This window comes from Microbulbifer sp. ABF4_143, from assembly GCF_056160225.1.
On sequence record NZ_JBSWWT010000005.1, the window covers coordinates 1 to 15,187 of the forward strand.

The following is a 15,187-nucleotide window of genomic DNA, read 5'->3' on the forward strand; positions in this document are numbered from 1 at the left end:
CTACAGCCAAATACGGCCACACCAGAATAACGACGGTTTACCGCCGAATGTGGCAGAAGAGAAATACTGGAATGCTCAAAAGACGGTGGCCAAAATAACTTGACCACTACAATAAATTCTGCCGCTAGTTTGGACATGGGCTTGAATGTGACCCGTCCGAGTCCCTTGCTGGCCTTGGCCTTGCTTCGCGCTTCTTCAACACTCAGAAGCTCCTCAGACCGATCCTTTTCGACCGGCAGCGTCCACTCTCGACCACAACAGATGTCGGCCGCTATCTTGTTCAACTCGAGATGGCGGAAGCACAAGCGATCTACGAGGTCTCGATATAGTTCGGAGTCTTCTACCAGCGAAAGACCGTGCTGTTTCAAGAGCCGGTAAGCCACATGACCTGTTATTTGTTTCTGAGCCTCGAACCCCCGCTCCATCGCTTGGATGATCGGCTCATCGAAAGCCTCGACGATTTCGATGCGCTCCCCCTTGATTGTTACAGCAGATTCCAAAACATAGGGAGCGAAGTCTTTGCGGGTCCTGAAACCCTTGAGCTTTCAACCTCGCTCTTGAGCCAACGGTGCGCCAGGATCGTAATATCATGCTTAGTGGGCCTATTGTCCTGCATGGCAGGGAATTCCCCACGGCGAGCCATATTAACCCACTCGGAATACTGGGCATCCAGCACGGCGACCTTGCGCTCTGCTACCCGGTAATCCTCCGTGTGAAGGGACTCCTTCCACTCTCGTTTCCCATCGGCGAATTGCCGGACATCAGCCGGAACCGTCTTACGGAACCAATAGTTGCGGGAGTTACTGGGTTTGAAGGGCTTGAGCTTGGCGGGCATGGGAGTGTCACGGATCGTTTTGTACCAGTAGCAGATGCGAGACAAGCCGGGATTCCGGCGAAAATCCCTTTTTCTATAGAAATCAAAGAGTTGAAATGGTCGGAGTGGCCGGATTTGAACCGACGACCACCACACCCCCAGTGTGGTGCGCTACCAGGCTGCGCTACACTCCGACAGAGGCAAACCAAGCGTCACGAAATGTGCTAAGTGCTTGATTTGTAAGGGGCATCGCATTGCGATGAGGCGCAAATCATACATGAGTGGCGGGGGATTGCAAGCCCGGATTTGCGCCACTGGGGCCCCGCAACAGGGGCCCGGTTCAGGTCTCCAGCAGGGTCAGCACGCCCTCCAGTTCGGCGATGACCTGGGGGATCACCTGCTGCAGCTGCACGGTCTCCGCTTTTTCGCTGCCATTCTCCATCTGCAGGCGGGCGCCGCCGATGGTGTAACCCTCCTCGTACAGGAGTGCGCGGATCTGGCGGATCAGGATGACGTCCTGGTGTTGGTAGTAGCGGCGGTTGCCGCGGCGCTTGACCGGGCTGAGCTGCGGGAATTCCTGCTCCCAGTAGCGCAGCACGTGGGGTTTGACCCCACAGAGTTCGCTGACCTCACCAATCGTGAAATAGCGCTTGCCCGGAATCGTCGGGAGTTCGCTATTGTTGCTCGCTTCCAGCATCTTCTTCCACTCTTGCCTTGAGTTTCTGTCCCGGTTTGAAGGTCACGACACGGCGGGCGGAAATAGGAATCTCCTCGCCGGTCTTGGGATTGCGGCCAGGGCGCGGGCTCTTGTCGCGCAGGTCGAAGTTGCCGAAACCGGACAGCTTGACCTGCTCGTTGTTTTCCAGCGCGTTGCGGATTTCCTCGAAAAAGTATTCGACGATCTCTTTGGCTTCGCGTTTGTTAAAGCCCAGCTCTTCGTACAGCTTTTCGGCGAGCCCGGCCTTGGTCAGTGCCTCTGTCATTGGTTCCTACCAACAGATTCAGAGGCGTCGACTCCAGATCGGAAGCGGCCCAAACCGCGGCGGCTTTCAACCCGGTAGCAGACGCTCTCGGGGTGCCATTCAACCCGGCCCCCGGAGCATCTTGCTCGGGGTCAGCGCAGGCTGGCGTTGTATTTTTGTTCTAGTTTTCCGACCACCGCATCTACCGCGGCATTGATTTCGTCGTCGTTAAGGGTGCGCGACGGATGCTGAAACGTCAACCCCACAGCGACACTTTTTCTATTGAAATCAATACCTTTGCCCTGATAGACGTCAAAAATCTTGAGGTCCGTCAAGGTTTCGCCGGCGGCTTCGACGGCGGTTTCCACCAGGCTGGCGGCGGGCACGTCGGCGTCGATCAGCAGGGCCAGGTCGCGGCGCACTTCCGGGAACCTCGACAGCGGGCGGAAGGCCGGCAGGCGGGCCTCGCCCAGGGCTTCGAGACTCAGCTCGAATACGAAGGCGGATTTAGGCAGGTCCAGCTTTTTCTGCAGCTGCGGGTGCAGGGCCCCGACCACGCCCACTGCGCGCTCACCGCGATAGATACGGGCGCACTGGCCCGGGTGCAGGGCCGGATGCTGGCCGGCCTCGAAGCGGAACTCACCCTCGGCTGCGCAGTGGGCCAACAGGGCCTCCACGTCGGCTTTGATATCGTAGAAGTCGACCGCATCCTTGCCGCCGGTCCAGTTCTCGGCGAAGCGGCTGCCATAGACCAGGCCGGCCAGCATCGGCTCTTGCTTCAGTTCGCCCCCAGAGCTGCCGGGGGGCACGAAGCGCAGGCCTGACTCGAACAGGCGCACCCTGCCCTGCTGGCGGTTCAGGTTGTACTGCAACGCCTTGCACAGGCCGGGGATCAGGCTGGTGCGCATTACCGCCAGCTCGGCGCTGATGGGATTCTGCAGGGCCACCGGCTCGGCCTCGGGGTCGAAGAGCACGGCGGAGTCGCTGTCGATAAAGCTGTAGGTAATGGCCTCGTTGTAGCCGCGGGCCAACAGTGTCTGCTCCAGTGCATCCTTGGAGATCTCGCTCTCCCGCTGCGGCACTATGTCCAGGGCGGCGCTGAAGCTCAGGCTCGGAATGCGGTTGTAGCCGTAGACCCGCGCCAGCTCTTCGAGCAGATCCGCCTCTATGGCGATATCGAAGCGGAAGCTGGGGGCGAGGAAGGTCCAGCCGTCGGCGTTCTGGTCGATCTTCTCCAGGCCCAGGCGGGTCAGGATATCGACGATCTCGTCGTCGGCCAGGGTCACGCCCAGGCGCTGGGGCACGCTCTCCCGGCGCAGGGTGATATGGCGCTCGGCGGGCATCAGCTCGCTCAGCTCGCGCAGGTGCACCGGGCCCGGCTCGCCGCCGACGATATCCAGCAGCAGCTGAGTGGCGCGCTCGACTGCCCTCTCCTGCAGGCGGTAGTCGACGCCGCGCTCGAAGCGGTGCGAGGAGTCGGTGTGCAGGCCGTAGGAGCGGGCCTTACCGGCGATGGCCAGCGGGTTGAAGAAGGCGCTCTCGAGGAAGATATCGCGGGTGCTTTCGGTCACCGCGGAGTCCAGGCCGCCCATGATGCCGGCCATGGCCAACGGCTTCTGCTCGTCGGCGATCAACAGGGTGCCCTCCTGCAGCTTGACCTCCTGGCCGTCGAGCAGGGTCAGCTCCTCGCCCTGCTCCGCCAGGCGCACCTTGATGCCGCCGTTGAGCTTGTTCAGGTCGAAGGCGTGCATCGGCTGGCCGAGTTCGAGCAGCACGTAGTTGGTGACATCCACCACCGGGTCTATGGAGCGCAGGCCGCTGCGGCGCAGACGCTCCTGCATCCACAGGGGGGTGGTGGCGCCAACATCGATATTGCGAATCACGCGGCCCACGTAGCGGGGGCAGGCGTCGCCGGCGGCCAGGGTGACCGGCAGGCTGTCGTCGATCTGCGGCGCCACCGGGGCGATTTCCGGGCCCTGCACCGGGCAGCGGTTCAGCACGCCCACCTCGCGGGCGATGCCGGCGATACCGAGGCAGTCGGAGCGGTTCGGAGTCAGGTCCACCTCGATGGTTTCGTCGTCGAGGCCCAGGTATTCGCGCAGGTCTTTGCCGGTGGGGGCGTCTTCCGGCAGCTCCCAGATACCGTCGCCGTCTTCGCCCAGTTCCAGTTCTGTCTGGGCGCAGAGCATGCCGAAGCTCTCGACGCCGCGCAGCTTGGCTTTCTTGATCTTGAAGTCGCCGGGCAGTTTCGCGCCGACCAGGGCAAACGGGATCTTGATGCCGGCGCGGGCATTGGGGGCGCCGCAGACCACCTGCATCTCGCCATCCGGATGGCCGGCCACCTTGCACACGCGCAGCTTGTCCGCGTCCGGGTGCTGCTCGCAGGCGAGTATCTCGCCCACCACGACGCCGGAAAACTCGCCCGCGACCTTCTCAACCGCGTCCACTTCCAGGCCAGCCATGGTGATCTGGTCGGCCAGTTCCTGTGCGGAGAGCTGCGGGTTTACCCATTCCCGCAGCCAGGAGTTGCTGAATTTCATATCCGTGTCTCTGTTCTGAATTCTTGATGATGGGCACGCTTCGCTTTGCCCATCCTACGAATGTTTCCCTGTTGGAGCCTGCTTGCAGGCGAATGGCTACGCAGTGCCACTCCTGTTCGCCTGCAAGCAGGCTCCTACGGGCGGGCCCGCGGCCACGGGGTTAAAACTGCCTGAGGAAACGCAGGTCGTTGTCAAAAAACAGGCGCAGGTCGTTGACGCCGTAGCGCAGCATCGCGAGGCGCTCCACGCCCATGCCGAAGGCGAAGCCGGAGTAGGTTTCGCTGTCGATGTTGCAGGAGGCGAATACATTCGGGTGCACCATGCCGCAGCCCATGACTTCCAGCCAGCCGGTGCCGGAGCAGACGCGGCAGCCCTCACCGCCGCAGGCGGTGCACTGAATATCCACTTCCGCCGAGGGCTCGGTAAACGGGAAGTAGGACGGGCGGAAACGCACCGGCACATCGGCTTCGAAGAAGGCTTTCAGGAATTGGTCCACACAGCCCTTCAGGTGGGCAAAGCTGACGCCCTTGTCCACGACCAGCCCTTCCACCTGGTGGAACATCGGTGAGTGGGTCACGTCGGAGTCACAGCGGTAGACGCGGCCGGGACAGATGATGCGGATCGGCGGCGCGGCCTTTTCCATGGTGCGGATCTGCACCGGGGAAGTGTGGGTGCGCAGCACCGTGGACGGATCTATGTAGAAGGTATCGTGCATGGCCCGCGCCGGGTGGTGTGCGGGAATATTGAGCGCCTCGAAGTTGTGGTAGTCGTCCTCGATCTCCGGGCCTTCCTCCACGGCGAAGCCGAGGCGTACAAACAGCTGTTCGATGCGGCGCATGGTGCGGGTCACCGGATGGGCATTGCCCTGCGCTTCCCCGCGCCCCGGCAGGGTGACGTCAATGGTCTCTTCCGCCAGCTTGGCATTGATGGCTTCCTGCTCAAGCTGATTGCGGCGCGCATTGATCTTTTCCTGCACCTGCTGCTTGGCTTCGTTGATCTTGGCACCGGCCGCCGGGCGCTCTTCCGCCGACAGCTTGCCCAGGCCTTTCAGCAGCGCGGTGAGCTGGCCCTTCTTGCCCAGGTAATCCACGCGCACCTGGTCCAGCGCCGCCAGGCCATCGGCCTGCTCCACCAGCTCCAGCGCCTGTTCGGTGAGGGACTGCAAATCTTGCATCGAACTAATTCCCGTTAAAATCCAACGTCATTCAGTTATTTTCTATGCCAGTGGCATCGATGGGCACGTCGCCAGGCTCCCTATGCCCATCCTACGTATCTTTTGCCGGCCCGATCATTATGGCCGAATAAAAAAATAGGGAAGGGCCACAACAGCCCTTCCCTATTTTTCGTATTCAGTCTTGCAACTGAAATGGCAACTTACGCTGCCAGGGCTGCCTTGGCTTTTTCAACTACGGCAGCAAAAGCAGCTTTGTCGTATACCGCCAGGTCGGCCAGGACACGGCGGTCCAGGGCGATATCGGCCTTTTTCAGACCGGCGATCAGGCGGCTGTAAGACAGGCCTTCAGCGCGGGACTGGGCGTTGATACGAGTGATCCACAGGGCGCGGAAGTTACGCTTCTTGACGCGACGGTCGCGGTAAGCGTACTGGCCGGCCTTGATCACCGCCTGCTTGGCTACGCGGAAAACGCGCGAACGCGCACCGTAGTAACCCTTTGCCTGCTTCAGAATTTTCTTGTGACGACGACGCGCCTCTACACCACGTTTAACACGGGCCATGATTCTATCCTCTTAAACCTTTTGCGAATGGAGCCAATTACTTGGCGCGCAGCATGCGATCGACCAGGGTGGCATCAGACTTGTTCATAGTCGCGGTGCCGCGCAGCTGACGCTTGCGCTTGGTGGTCATCTTGGTGAGGATGTGGCTCTTGTTGGCGTGCTTGTGCTTGTAGCCCGCAGCCGTCTTCTTAAAGCGCTTGGCGGCGCCACTGTGCGTTTTTGCTTTCGGCATTTTGTACTCCAGTAAAAAATGTGCCTGCGAACAGGCTTCTGCAATTAACCACCGGGTACCGGTGGCGGCGTGAGAGTGGGGAGGCAGCCGTCGCCCAACCACTTCTCCAAGGGAGATCCGCGGCATGCGCCGCGGGCCTCACTTTTTCTTCTTGGTGGGAGCAATCACCATGATCATCTGGCGGCCTTCCAGCTTCGGCCGCTGCTCCACGGTGCCCAGCTCCGCCAGGTCCTTCTCGATGCGCTGCATCATTTCCAGACCCAGCTCCTGGTGCGCCATTTCGCGGCCGCGGAATCGCAGTGAAACCTTGGCCTTGTCCCCCGCCTCCAGGAAGCGGGCCAGGTTGCGCAGCTTGATCTGGTAGTCCCCGATATCGGTACCGGGGCGGAACTTCATTTCCTTGATCTGCTGCTGCTTCTGTTTCTTCTTGGCCGCATTCTTGGCCTTCTTGGCCTCAAATACGTGCTTGCCGTAGTCCATGATTTTACAGACTATCGGATCGGAGTCCGGCGCAATTTCAACGAGATCCAGATTGGCCTGCTGAGCGGCCTCCAGCGCTTCATCGAGGGAGACGACTCCCACCTGTTCGCCATCGGCACCTATAAGGCGGACTTCAGACGCCTCGATCTGATCATTGATGCGGGCCTTTTTGGACCTTCCCTTGCTGTCTCGTTTAATAGTTATCGTCTCCAGTTACCAAAGATATCAGTGTTGAGAAGCTTCAATAGACGAGCGACCGCGGCGAGCCACGTCCTGCTCGAGGATCTCCAGGAACGACTCGAAAGTCATGGTCCCGAGGTCCTCTCCGCTGCGTGTCCGCACGGCGACCGTCTGGTTCTCAACTTCCTTATCGCCGATTACCAGCAGATAAGGAACACGCTGTAGCGTGTGCTCGCGGATTTTAAAGCCGATCTTCTCGTTTCTCAAGTCGGCCGCGGCACGATATTGCCGGGCACCGAGGCGCGCCTGCAGATCCCGGCAGTAGTCCGCCTGGCGGTCGGTGATATTCAGAATCGCCACCTGCTGCGGCGCCAGCCAGGTGGGGAAGGCGCCCTCGTAGTGCTCGATCAGGATACCGATAAAGCGCTCGAAGGAGCCCAGTGCCGCGCGGTGCAGCATGACCGGGGTCTGGCGCGAACCGTCCTCCGCCACATACTGGGCGTCGAGGCGCCCCGGCATGGAAAAGTCCACCTGAATGGTGCCGCACTGCCAGACACGACCGAGACAGTCCTTCAGGGAGAACTCGATCTTGGGCCCGTAGAAGGCCCCCTCACCCGGCAACTCCTCCCAGGGCAGACCGGCGGCGTCCAGCGCGTCGGCCAACGCCTTCTCGGCCTTGTCCCAGCTCTCGTCGGAGCCGACCCGCTGCTCCGGGCGCGTGGACAGACGGTAGATCACGTCATCGAAGCCGAAATCCTGGTACACCGAGTGCAACAGACCCATAAAATCGGACACCTCCGACTGGATCTGATCCTCCGCACAGAAGATATGGCCGTCGTCCTGCACGAAGCCGCGCACGCGCATCAGGCCGTGCAGGGAGCCGGACGGCTCGCTGCGGTGGCAGGAGCCGAACTCCGCCAGGCGCAGGGGCAGGTCCCGGTAGCTGCGCAGCCCCTGGTTGAACACCTGTACATGGCAGGGGCAGTTCATCGGCTTGATCGCGAACTGGCGCTCCTCGCTGGTCAGCGTGAACATGTCGTCGCCGAACTTGTCCGCGTGGCCGGACTTGCGCCACAGGGAGAAATCCACCAGTTGCGGCGTCTTGATCTCCTTGTAGCCGTACTCCCGCTGGCGGCGGCGCATGTACTGTTCGATGGTGCTGTAGATGGTCCAGCCGTTCGGGTGCCAGAACACCATGCCCGGCGCCTCTTCCTGGATATGGAAGAGGTCGTATTTCTTCGCCAGCTTGCGGTGATCGCGCTTCTCCGCCTCTTCGATGCGGTGCAGGTAGGCCTTGAGATCCTTCTTGTTGGCCCAGGCGGTGCCGTAGACGCGGGTCAGCATCTCGTTGTTGGCATCGCCGCGCCAGTAGGCGCCGGCCACCTTGGTCAATTTGAAGGCCTTGAGCTTGCCGGTGGACGGCACATGCGGACCGCGGCACAGATCCTCGAAGTCACCCTGGCGGTACAGGGAGATATCTTCGTCACTGGGAATGTCGGCGATAATCTTGGCCTTATACTCCTCGCCCATGTCGCGGAAGTACTTCACCGCCTCGTCGCGGGGCATCAGGCGGCGACTGACCGGAATATCCTCCTTGGCCAGTTCCTCCATACGCTTCTCGATCTTCTCCAGATCCTCCGGCGTAAACTGGCGCTCGTAGGCGAAATCGTAATAGAAGCCGTCCTCGATAACCGGGCCGATGGTGACCTGCGCCCCCGGGTACAGCTGCTTCACCGCCTGGGCCAGCAGGTGCGCGGTGGAGTGGCGGATGATCTCCAGACCTTCCGGCTGGCGGTCGGTAATAATGGCCAGCTCCACGTCGCGGTCGATCACATAGCTGGTATCGACCTCTTTGCCGTCGACCACACCGGCAAGCGCGGCCTTGGCCAAGCCGGGACCGATATCGGCGGCGACGTCGTGTACGCTGACAGGCTCGGGGAATTCGCGGCGGGAACCGTCGGGGAGAGTAACAACGGGCATTGTACTTCCTTTCTCTCAGTGGCGATCCCTACCAAAGACCGCGTGAACAATTGATGGACTTGATTAGCGGGACACGGCGCCTGGAGGCACCGCCGCCGGCCTCGGCCGGCGCGAGCTCCGAAAGAAACAGCGAACGCATGCGCCAGCCTTTTCGAAGCGACCTTAACAGAGTGACAGGAGGCCCCTATTAAGGGTAGGTAAAATGGTAGACCCGAGCGGACTTGAACCGCTGACCTCTGCCATGTCAAGGCAACGAACACGGGTAGAAAGCCGTTGCCATTCAATAAGTTAGCGAAGTCTACCAGAGAACTCTAACCGTATTCTAACCATTTCGCCGAAATATCCGTATACTCCGGGCCTCTAATCAGAAGCTCAGCGGATACCCGCAAATGGCCAAAACACCCCTGACGATCGACGCAGTGCGGCGCTTTTTCCGCGACGAAACCACGCTGACCGTCTCATGGAAACTCCAGCCCAGCACCGCTCTGGTACTCGTCAAAACCGGGGGGCGGAAGGATTCGAGGGACGGAACTTACTATATCCGGCACCGCGGAGGCAACAAGGATGCGCGCTTACCGCTCGGGACAGCATCCAATACCACCCCGGAATTGATGCGCGAGGCCGCCCTGGCAGTCATCCAGGAAGCCCGCGACAAGGGTATCGACCTTGAGCGACACATCATCCGACGCGCGCAGATGGGCCAGTTTGCCACCCAGCAGGCCGCCAAAACGAAGGACTGGCCGGTGGGCTCCTTCGGCCACCTGCTGGACTACTACGAGGAGTCCGTCACCCAGGGCGGCAAGAACCAGGATGGCAGCATCGGGGCCTGCCTCAACGCCTCGGTCCGCAAGTACAACACCGACCTGCTAGCAAAGCCGGCCTGCGAGGTAACCACCGACGATATCCTCGACATCCTCAAGCGGCGCGTCGACCAGGGCATCACCGGCCAGGTGAACAAGCTGCACACCTACCTCCACGCGGCCTTCAACCGAGTCATCAGCAAGGACAAAATCGACCCGCTGCGCGCGGCCCAGACCGGGCAGATGGGCCTGCTCTTCGCCGTAGAAGTCAACCCGGTGAGCCGGATCGGCAAGGTCAAGGAATTCGAAAAAGCCAGGGACCGCCACCTGTCGCGGAAGGAGCTGCGGCGCCTGCTGCGCCTGCGGGACCAGGTGAGCCCCCAGCACACCGGGTTCATCTACCTAACCCTGTTCAGCTGCGTGCGCCCGCTGCAGATGGTGCAGGTTCCCTGGGCGAACTATGACCTCGAGGCCAAACAGATGCTGTCGCTGCGGGAGTGGATCAAACAGAAACAGTTCGACCACATAAACCCCATCATCCCAGCACTCGAGGCAGAGCTGGAGCGCCAACGGGAATTCACCGGACACCTCACCTACCCCTGCACCAAGTCCGACCGCACCGGCGTGCCCTACGATGAACACCTGAATTCCGACGGTTTCGACTACCGGGTAAAGAAATACATCCTCGATGCCAAGGACGAGGACGGCGAGCCCCTATGGAAGTACAAACCGTTCCAGACCCGCGACCTGCGCGAGACGATCAGCTACCACATGAGCGAGGAGCTCGAGATCGAGGACGACGTGATCCGGCTGTTGCAGGTGCACTCCCTGGGCACCGCAGTGACCACGATCAACTACGGCCGCTATCGTAAGACCAAGGCCAAACAGCGGGCCATGGACCAGTGGCAGGAGTACCTGGAGGAACTGGCAGGCAAGCCGTTGAGGCCCACGGCCGGTGCTTAGGCGCTGTGCGCCAGCTCTACTTCCTGCGCCGGGCGAGCGTCCGTTTCGGCCGCGTAGATAACGCCCGACAGCACAGCCCCCATCTCCTCCCCCACCAGCTGGAGCAACGCCTGCCTCGCACGCTCGTCCGGGCACATGGCCACCCACTCCAGGCCGGTGTTGAGATCCCGAACTCGGTGCAACTGCTCGAGGTGTGCTGTTAGCATTTTTGTTCTCCCCTTCCGCGATTTCCGACTGCCACTTGGGCGAGAGTACCGCCTTACCAAATAAGACGGACGCGCGCAGGCATTGCGGTGGCACCAGGCGGGCGCAGCGGGGACGAATTCGGGCAAAATCTGTCCACCGCGCCGGAATATTATTCCAATGTTGCTAACTGGTGACACTCCAATACCGATCCGGCCGCGCCAGTTATGGAACCAGATTTCAAAAACTGCCGTGACGGCATTCAAATCTACACAGTTACAGACCCGTCGCAAGCTCTTTTTATCGAATTTTCCACTTTAGAAACAATAACTTAGCGAATTTTTCTATAATCGAAAATATTACAGGTAATTACAGGGCGGCGTGGTGTCTGAGCTGGCCCAGGACATAGTCAAACGGCTGCGAGAGGCGCGGGAGCGGCGGGGACTGAGCGGTGCGGAGCTAGGCCGGCAGCTGGATCTGTCCGCCTCCCAGGTTTCCAAAATCGAAAACGGCAGAGGCTGCCGGTGGAGTTGTTACCCACCTGGTGCGAGGCGGTGGGGATCAGCCTGGCGGAGGCGTTTGGCGAGGAGCACCTGCACCACTTCGCGCTGTTGCCCTTTTCACCGCATATAGCCCGCCTGTACAGCGAGCTGCCGCCGGCGTGGCAGACGCACTGCCAGAAGCTGATCGAGAGCCTACACAAGCTGTATCGAAAAACCGATAACTAGACATTTCATGTCGTGGTCGTGCAAGGCTGACGCCCATAGCCTCGCGGCATGGAAAAGACACTCAAACAACGATTCGGCGCCCGGATGGCGCAGCTGCGCCGGGAGCGCGGGACTTCTCAGGAGGATTTCGCAGCCCTGATTGGCGTGAGCGCGCGACAGGTGAGCCGCATCGAGTGCGGAGATAGTGCCCCCTCCTTCGAGCTGCTGGATACTATCTCCCGCACCCTGGGCGTGGAGCCCATGGAACTATTCAGATTTCGCAACTGAGACCAACCCCGCCACCCACAACCTATACAAATAGGCACGCCCTCAGATAAGCTCGCGCTCAAACAAGAATCAGAAACAGGGAGTCGCTATGCGCATCATCATCATCGCTGCGGCCATGCTCGCTGGCTGCACCGGCCAATTCGTTCCAAAGCAGACTGTCGACAAGGTGGGGCTCGTGGTCATGCAGCAGGCCGCGCAAATTGAAATCGTTCCAGAAGCGCAAGCGGCCACGATGGTTCCGCTCGGCGAAATCGTCGGCCACTCCTGCAAGAACCAGGTTATGGTCGGCGAGGCGGACGCGACCAAAGTGGGCGCCGTCGATCAGCTGCGCATCGTCGCCGCACAGAAGGGTGCAGATGCCATCTCCACACCTCGCTGTGAACAGGGTGGCGTCTCTTTGGTCAAGAACTGCTGGAACTCCTGGGAGTGCCACGCCATTGCACTGAAAGCGCCCGCGGAGAATTAAGCGGGCGCATTGTCATCATCCGCATACACCCGCTCGTCGTAGTTGACGGCGGTAACGCTCACCGAGTCGGTACCGCTCGGCTTGATCTCGGTAATCAGTGCCGGATAGCTCCAGCGCTCCGCCTCACCGAACATCCACAGCGGCGGCTCCATGCTGGCGTCGACCACCGGGGCAAAGTCCAGGTCCGCACCGATGACCACCACGGTGGGGTCACTGGTGGCCGTGGCCACGTAGGGGCCGGACAGCCGCCCGTCCGGTTTCCGCAGCGCCAGGTGATGGGTACCGGTGCCCCACTCCACCGCCGCGTCCAGGGTGATATTGCGCCCACTCACCGCCAGCACCCGGCCAGTCTGAGAATAGCCGGGGATGTCGTCCGCCAGTGCGTCATAGCTCAGGTAACGGCTGTTCAGCGCGTCCATTTCGGTCTTGAAGGTGTAGCGGGTGTCCCGGTACCGCATGATGCGTCGTTGGCGCATGCCGAAGCGCCAGGCGCGGGTGCGGTCGGTGATACCGAAGGCGCGCACTTTCTTCGGTGCCAGCCCCACGTCGCCCGGCAGGGTGCACAGGATGGTCGCCGGCTTCCAGGTCTGCGGATCGAAGTATTCCACCTCCACCCCGTCCGGCTCGTCCGGCTCCACCATCTGGATATCCTGGGACAGGTCGCCGACCATGTTGTCCGGCTGGTACATGTACTCGAAGGCCGTGCGCGGGCCGTCGCGCACCGGCACTATCTGGCCGTAGTCCAGGGTCGGCTCGGCGTAGCCCGGCGCCAGCACCCGCTTCAGAGCCTCAAACAGAGTGCTCTTGTTGTCGAACACCGCATCGAACGTATCGCCGCGGGCGCTCCACAAGGCATGCAGCGCGTCCAGCTCCTCCAGGCCGATCTGCGCATCGGTGTGTCCCACATTTTTTATGATGTAGGAGAAGTACGGAGCTATGTCCCGGGTGGCCACCGGCGCGGACCAACTGCCACCGCTGTACACCGGCAGCTTGCGGGTAGCGATCAGGTTGAACTTGTTTTCGGCGCTGCCGGCCAGGGCGTTGGTGCCTTTGATCTTTACCGCGATGGTGGTTACGCCGGCGTAGCTGGTAGCGCCGTCCTGCTCTGCTTTCAGCCCGGTCCACTGCACCGTGTCATACACCCGCGTATCATCGACGGCCGCGGTGACCCGCTTGACCCGCACCTCGGGGCGTATAGCGCTGGGCAGGTCGATTTTCTTCGTGTAGCCGCGCTGGTCGTTGCTGGCACCGGTAAAGGTGTGGTTTACATCCGACCAGGTACCCGCGCCCTCGGCGCGATACTGAATATTGATTTCGACAGAGTACGACTGAAAATCGCCGTTGTCGTCCAGCTCGCCAAGCCCCTGCGGCAGTAGAAAATCCAGCCAAATGGTGTTTGTGGTTTCGTCCGGCGGGCAAGCAAAAAAAGGCCCGCTGTACTCGCCGGGCCCGCCGCTGGAAGTAACACTAGCGGTACTGTAGGACTCAGCAGTAAATCCCGTCCAGCTGGCGTCGTCCTGCCCTTGCGCGTCGACCTTTTGCATGGTGCCGACGTTGCTGCTTTTCGACACCACGCGATAGTCACCATCATTGCCCGAGCTGCCCGATACGGTAACGATCACATCGACGTCGAAGGGGAAGCTGGCAGGCAGATATTGTTCGGAGCCCGGCTCGAACTCCCGGCGATAGCTTTTCAGGCTGGTTCCGCTGAAAGTCCAGGCCATCAGCCCGGTGTCGCCGCCGCCGCTGGCCAGCTTTCCCTCCAGTTCCAGGCCCGAACTACCCGCGCTGGCGCCCACCTCCGGCGAGGTATACACATTGCGGTGCGCCTCATGCCCAGTCACGTCCGCGCCCGGGCCGAACACCTGGTAGTTGATATCTCCCGAGTAGCGGCTCAACGGCGTGTTGCCGATAAAAATTTCCTCGGGGTCTATCTCATAGTCCCCGACGCCGACCGCCATCATCAGGTAGAGATACTGGTCGTTGCTGATGTACTCCCGCCGCGGCTGGTTCAGCAGATCCGGAAACACCTTGTGGCGCCCGGCGATCTCCGGCACCACACCCATCAGCCGTGCCTGGTTGCCCTGAGCGTTGGGATTGTAGATGGTGGATCCATCCGGCGTGGTCTGGTTGTAGTTGTCCGGAATCTGGTTGGCATAGTAGACGGCTGCGCCCACAGCAATGATGGCAACTACCGCCCAGGCAATGGTCGCCGGATCCCGGGCCTCCACCACCAGCTCGAACTCGTCGCCGGGCTGGATGACATAGCTGTCCCACCCTATCGGCGCCAACTGCACGCCGTTAACCGCGGCGGAAAACAGCGGCCGCTCGCGCTCGTGATACGCCGGCACATTCGTCCGCAGCCAAGTGTCGAAGGTCTGCCCCGCCTCGGCGGTGCAGGTCTCGAAGGTGTGCGGGTCCAGTTTGCTGGGGAATACTTTAATGGAAGCGTTTTGCATGGGCGTACTCGTGAAACTCCGTGCGCTCGAACAATCGGCGGAAAGCGCGCGGCGCGTTCAGGCCGGGGCGTCCGAACTGTTTGGACGTGTGCAGCACCTGCAACAAGCCGCCGTTGTCCACCACCACACCCACATGGATCAGGCAGTCATCGCGGAAACCGCAAGCCACCGCGCCGGGCGCGCAGCCACCGACGGTGAAGGTGCCCACTACCTCGCGGTAGCAGTCGGTCATCAGCCGCTTGTCGTCCGGGCGGACGTGGCCAAAGCTCGCCAACCACGGCAGGCCAAAGTGGTGGTGCAGCACATGCCGCACCAACCCCCAGCAGTCGAAGCCGGTGCAGTCGCGGCCGCCGTCTACATAGGGAATCTGCAGGTAGTCGTTGATCCAAGCAGACACAG

The 15,187-nt window shown here is 61.2% G+C and carries 17 protein-coding genes, 1 tRNA gene and 1 pseudogene; 5 read left to right on the top strand and 14 right to left on the bottom strand.

Annotation, left to right across the window (positions count from 1 at the left end; genetic code table 11):
* The 11 genes from ACXAF3_RS05040 to thrS form a co-directional block, all read right to left on the bottom strand.
* A partial coding sequence (locus tag ACXAF3_RS05040) for a hypothetical protein (protein WP_475111202.1) occupies positions 1 to 500 on the bottom strand: 500 nt, incomplete at its 3' end.
* Positions 485 to 835, bottom strand: coding sequence for a DUF6538 domain-containing protein (locus ACXAF3_RS05045; protein WP_475111203.1), 351 nt, complete (start codon positions 833 to 835; stop codon positions 485 to 487). The genes ACXAF3_RS05045 and ACXAF3_RS05040, both read right to left, overlap by 16 nt.
* A 96-nt stretch (positions 836 to 931) precedes the next feature.
* Positions 932 to 1,008: transfer RNA gene (locus ACXAF3_RS05050), tRNA-Pro, on the bottom strand.
* Between the two features lie 146 nt (positions 1,009 to 1,154).
* Positions 1,155 to 1,511 carry a MerR family transcriptional regulator gene (locus ACXAF3_RS05055; RefSeq protein WP_475111204.1) on the bottom strand — a complete coding sequence of 119 codons (357 nt, stop codon included), beginning with the start codon at positions 1,509 to 1,511 and terminating at the stop codon, positions 1,155 to 1,157.
* Positions 1,489 to 1,797, bottom strand: a complete 309-nt coding sequence (gene ihfA / locus ACXAF3_RS05060; RefSeq protein ID WP_475111205.1) for an integration host factor subunit alpha — start codon at positions 1,795 to 1,797, stop codon at positions 1,489 to 1,491. The genes ACXAF3_RS05055 and ihfA overlap by 23 nt, the downstream gene beginning before the upstream one ends.
* A gap of 131 nt (positions 1,798 to 1,928) precedes the next feature.
* Positions 1,929 to 4,316 (bottom strand): phenylalanine--tRNA ligase subunit beta, encoded by a 2,388-nt coding sequence (gene pheT, locus ACXAF3_RS05065; RefSeq protein WP_475111206.1) that lies wholly within the window; start codon positions 4,314 to 4,316, stop codon positions 1,929 to 1,931.
* Positions 4,317 to 4,476: 160 nt separating this feature from the next.
* On the bottom strand, positions 4,477 to 5,490 hold the full coding sequence (gene pheS, locus ACXAF3_RS05070) for a phenylalanine--tRNA ligase subunit alpha (protein ID WP_475111207.1): 1,014 nt from the start codon (positions 5,488 to 5,490) through the stop codon (positions 4,477 to 4,479).
* A 200-nt stretch (positions 5,491 to 5,690) separates the two neighbouring features.
* Complete coding sequence (rplT, locus tag ACXAF3_RS05075) at positions 5,691 to 6,050, bottom strand: 50S ribosomal protein L20 (RefSeq protein ID WP_020413350.1); 360 nt, start codon at positions 6,048 to 6,050, stop codon at positions 5,691 to 5,693.
* Between the two features lie 37 nt (positions 6,051 to 6,087).
* On the bottom strand, positions 6,088 to 6,282 hold the full coding sequence (gene rpmI / locus ACXAF3_RS05080; protein WP_475111208.1) for a 50S ribosomal protein L35: 195 nt from the start codon (positions 6,280 to 6,282) through the stop codon (positions 6,088 to 6,090).
* A gap of 138 nt (positions 6,283 to 6,420) precedes the next feature.
* Complete coding sequence (gene infC, locus ACXAF3_RS05085) at positions 6,421 to 6,975, bottom strand: translation initiation factor IF-3 (protein ID WP_475111401.1); 555 nt, start codon at positions 6,973 to 6,975, stop codon at positions 6,421 to 6,423.
* A gap of 12 nt (positions 6,976 to 6,987) precedes the next feature.
* A complete protein-coding gene (thrS, locus tag ACXAF3_RS05090; protein ID WP_475111209.1) occupies positions 6,988 to 8,922 on the bottom strand; it encodes a threonine--tRNA ligase in 1,935 nt (644 codons plus the stop codon).
* Between the two features lie 389 nt (positions 8,923 to 9,311).
* Between thrS and ACXAF3_RS05095 the strand changes: the two genes are divergently transcribed.
* Positions 9,312 to 10,685, top strand: coding sequence for a hypothetical protein (locus tag ACXAF3_RS05095; protein WP_475111210.1), 1,374 nt, complete (start codon positions 9,312 to 9,314; stop codon positions 10,683 to 10,685).
* Here ACXAF3_RS05095 and ACXAF3_RS05100 read toward each other — a convergent pair.
* The gene (locus ACXAF3_RS05100; protein WP_475111211.1) at positions 10,682 to 10,891 is read right to left on the bottom strand and encodes a hypothetical protein; all 210 of its coding nucleotides are present in this window, start codon (positions 10,889 to 10,891) and stop codon (positions 10,682 to 10,684) included. The genes ACXAF3_RS05095 and ACXAF3_RS05100 overlap by 4 nt on opposite strands.
* Before the next feature lie 361 nt (positions 10,892 to 11,252).
* On the opposite strand from ACXAF3_RS05100, the pseudogene ACXAF3_RS05105 reads away from it, so the two are divergent.
* From ACXAF3_RS05105 to ACXAF3_RS05120, 4 genes and pseudogenes are all read left to right on the top strand, one after another.
* Positions 11,253 to 11,339: pseudogene (locus ACXAF3_RS05105) on the top strand (hypothetical protein); the annotation flags it as partial.
* A gap of 53 nt (positions 11,340 to 11,392) precedes the next feature.
* Entirely contained in the window at positions 11,393 to 11,596 is a 204-nt protein-coding gene (locus tag ACXAF3_RS05110) for a hypothetical protein (protein WP_475111404.1), read from the top strand.
* 48 nt (positions 11,597 to 11,644) lie between these two features.
* Positions 11,645 to 11,863 carry a helix-turn-helix domain-containing protein gene (locus ACXAF3_RS05115; protein ID WP_475111212.1) on the top strand — a complete coding sequence of 73 codons (219 nt, stop codon included), beginning with the start codon at positions 11,645 to 11,647 and terminating at the stop codon, positions 11,861 to 11,863.
* A gap of 88 nt (positions 11,864 to 11,951) precedes the next feature.
* The gene (locus tag ACXAF3_RS05120; RefSeq protein ID WP_475111213.1) at positions 11,952 to 12,329 is read left to right on the top strand and encodes a hypothetical protein; all 378 of its coding nucleotides are present in this window, start codon (positions 11,952 to 11,954) and stop codon (positions 12,327 to 12,329) included.
* Here ACXAF3_RS05120 and ACXAF3_RS05125 read toward each other — a convergent pair.
* Positions 12,326 to 14,788, bottom strand: coding sequence for a host specificity factor TipJ family phage tail protein (locus tag ACXAF3_RS05125; protein WP_475111214.1), 2,463 nt, complete (start codon positions 14,786 to 14,788; stop codon positions 12,326 to 12,328). The genes ACXAF3_RS05120 and ACXAF3_RS05125 overlap by 4 nt on opposite strands.
* Positions 14,769 to 15,185: a C40 family peptidase gene (locus ACXAF3_RS05130; RefSeq protein ID WP_475111215.1), complete on the bottom strand. Its 417-nt coding sequence runs from the start codon at positions 15,183 to 15,185 to the stop codon at positions 14,769 to 14,771. The genes ACXAF3_RS05125 and ACXAF3_RS05130 overlap by 20 nt, the downstream gene beginning before the upstream one ends.
* Positions 15,186 to 15,187 lie beyond the last annotated feature (2 nt).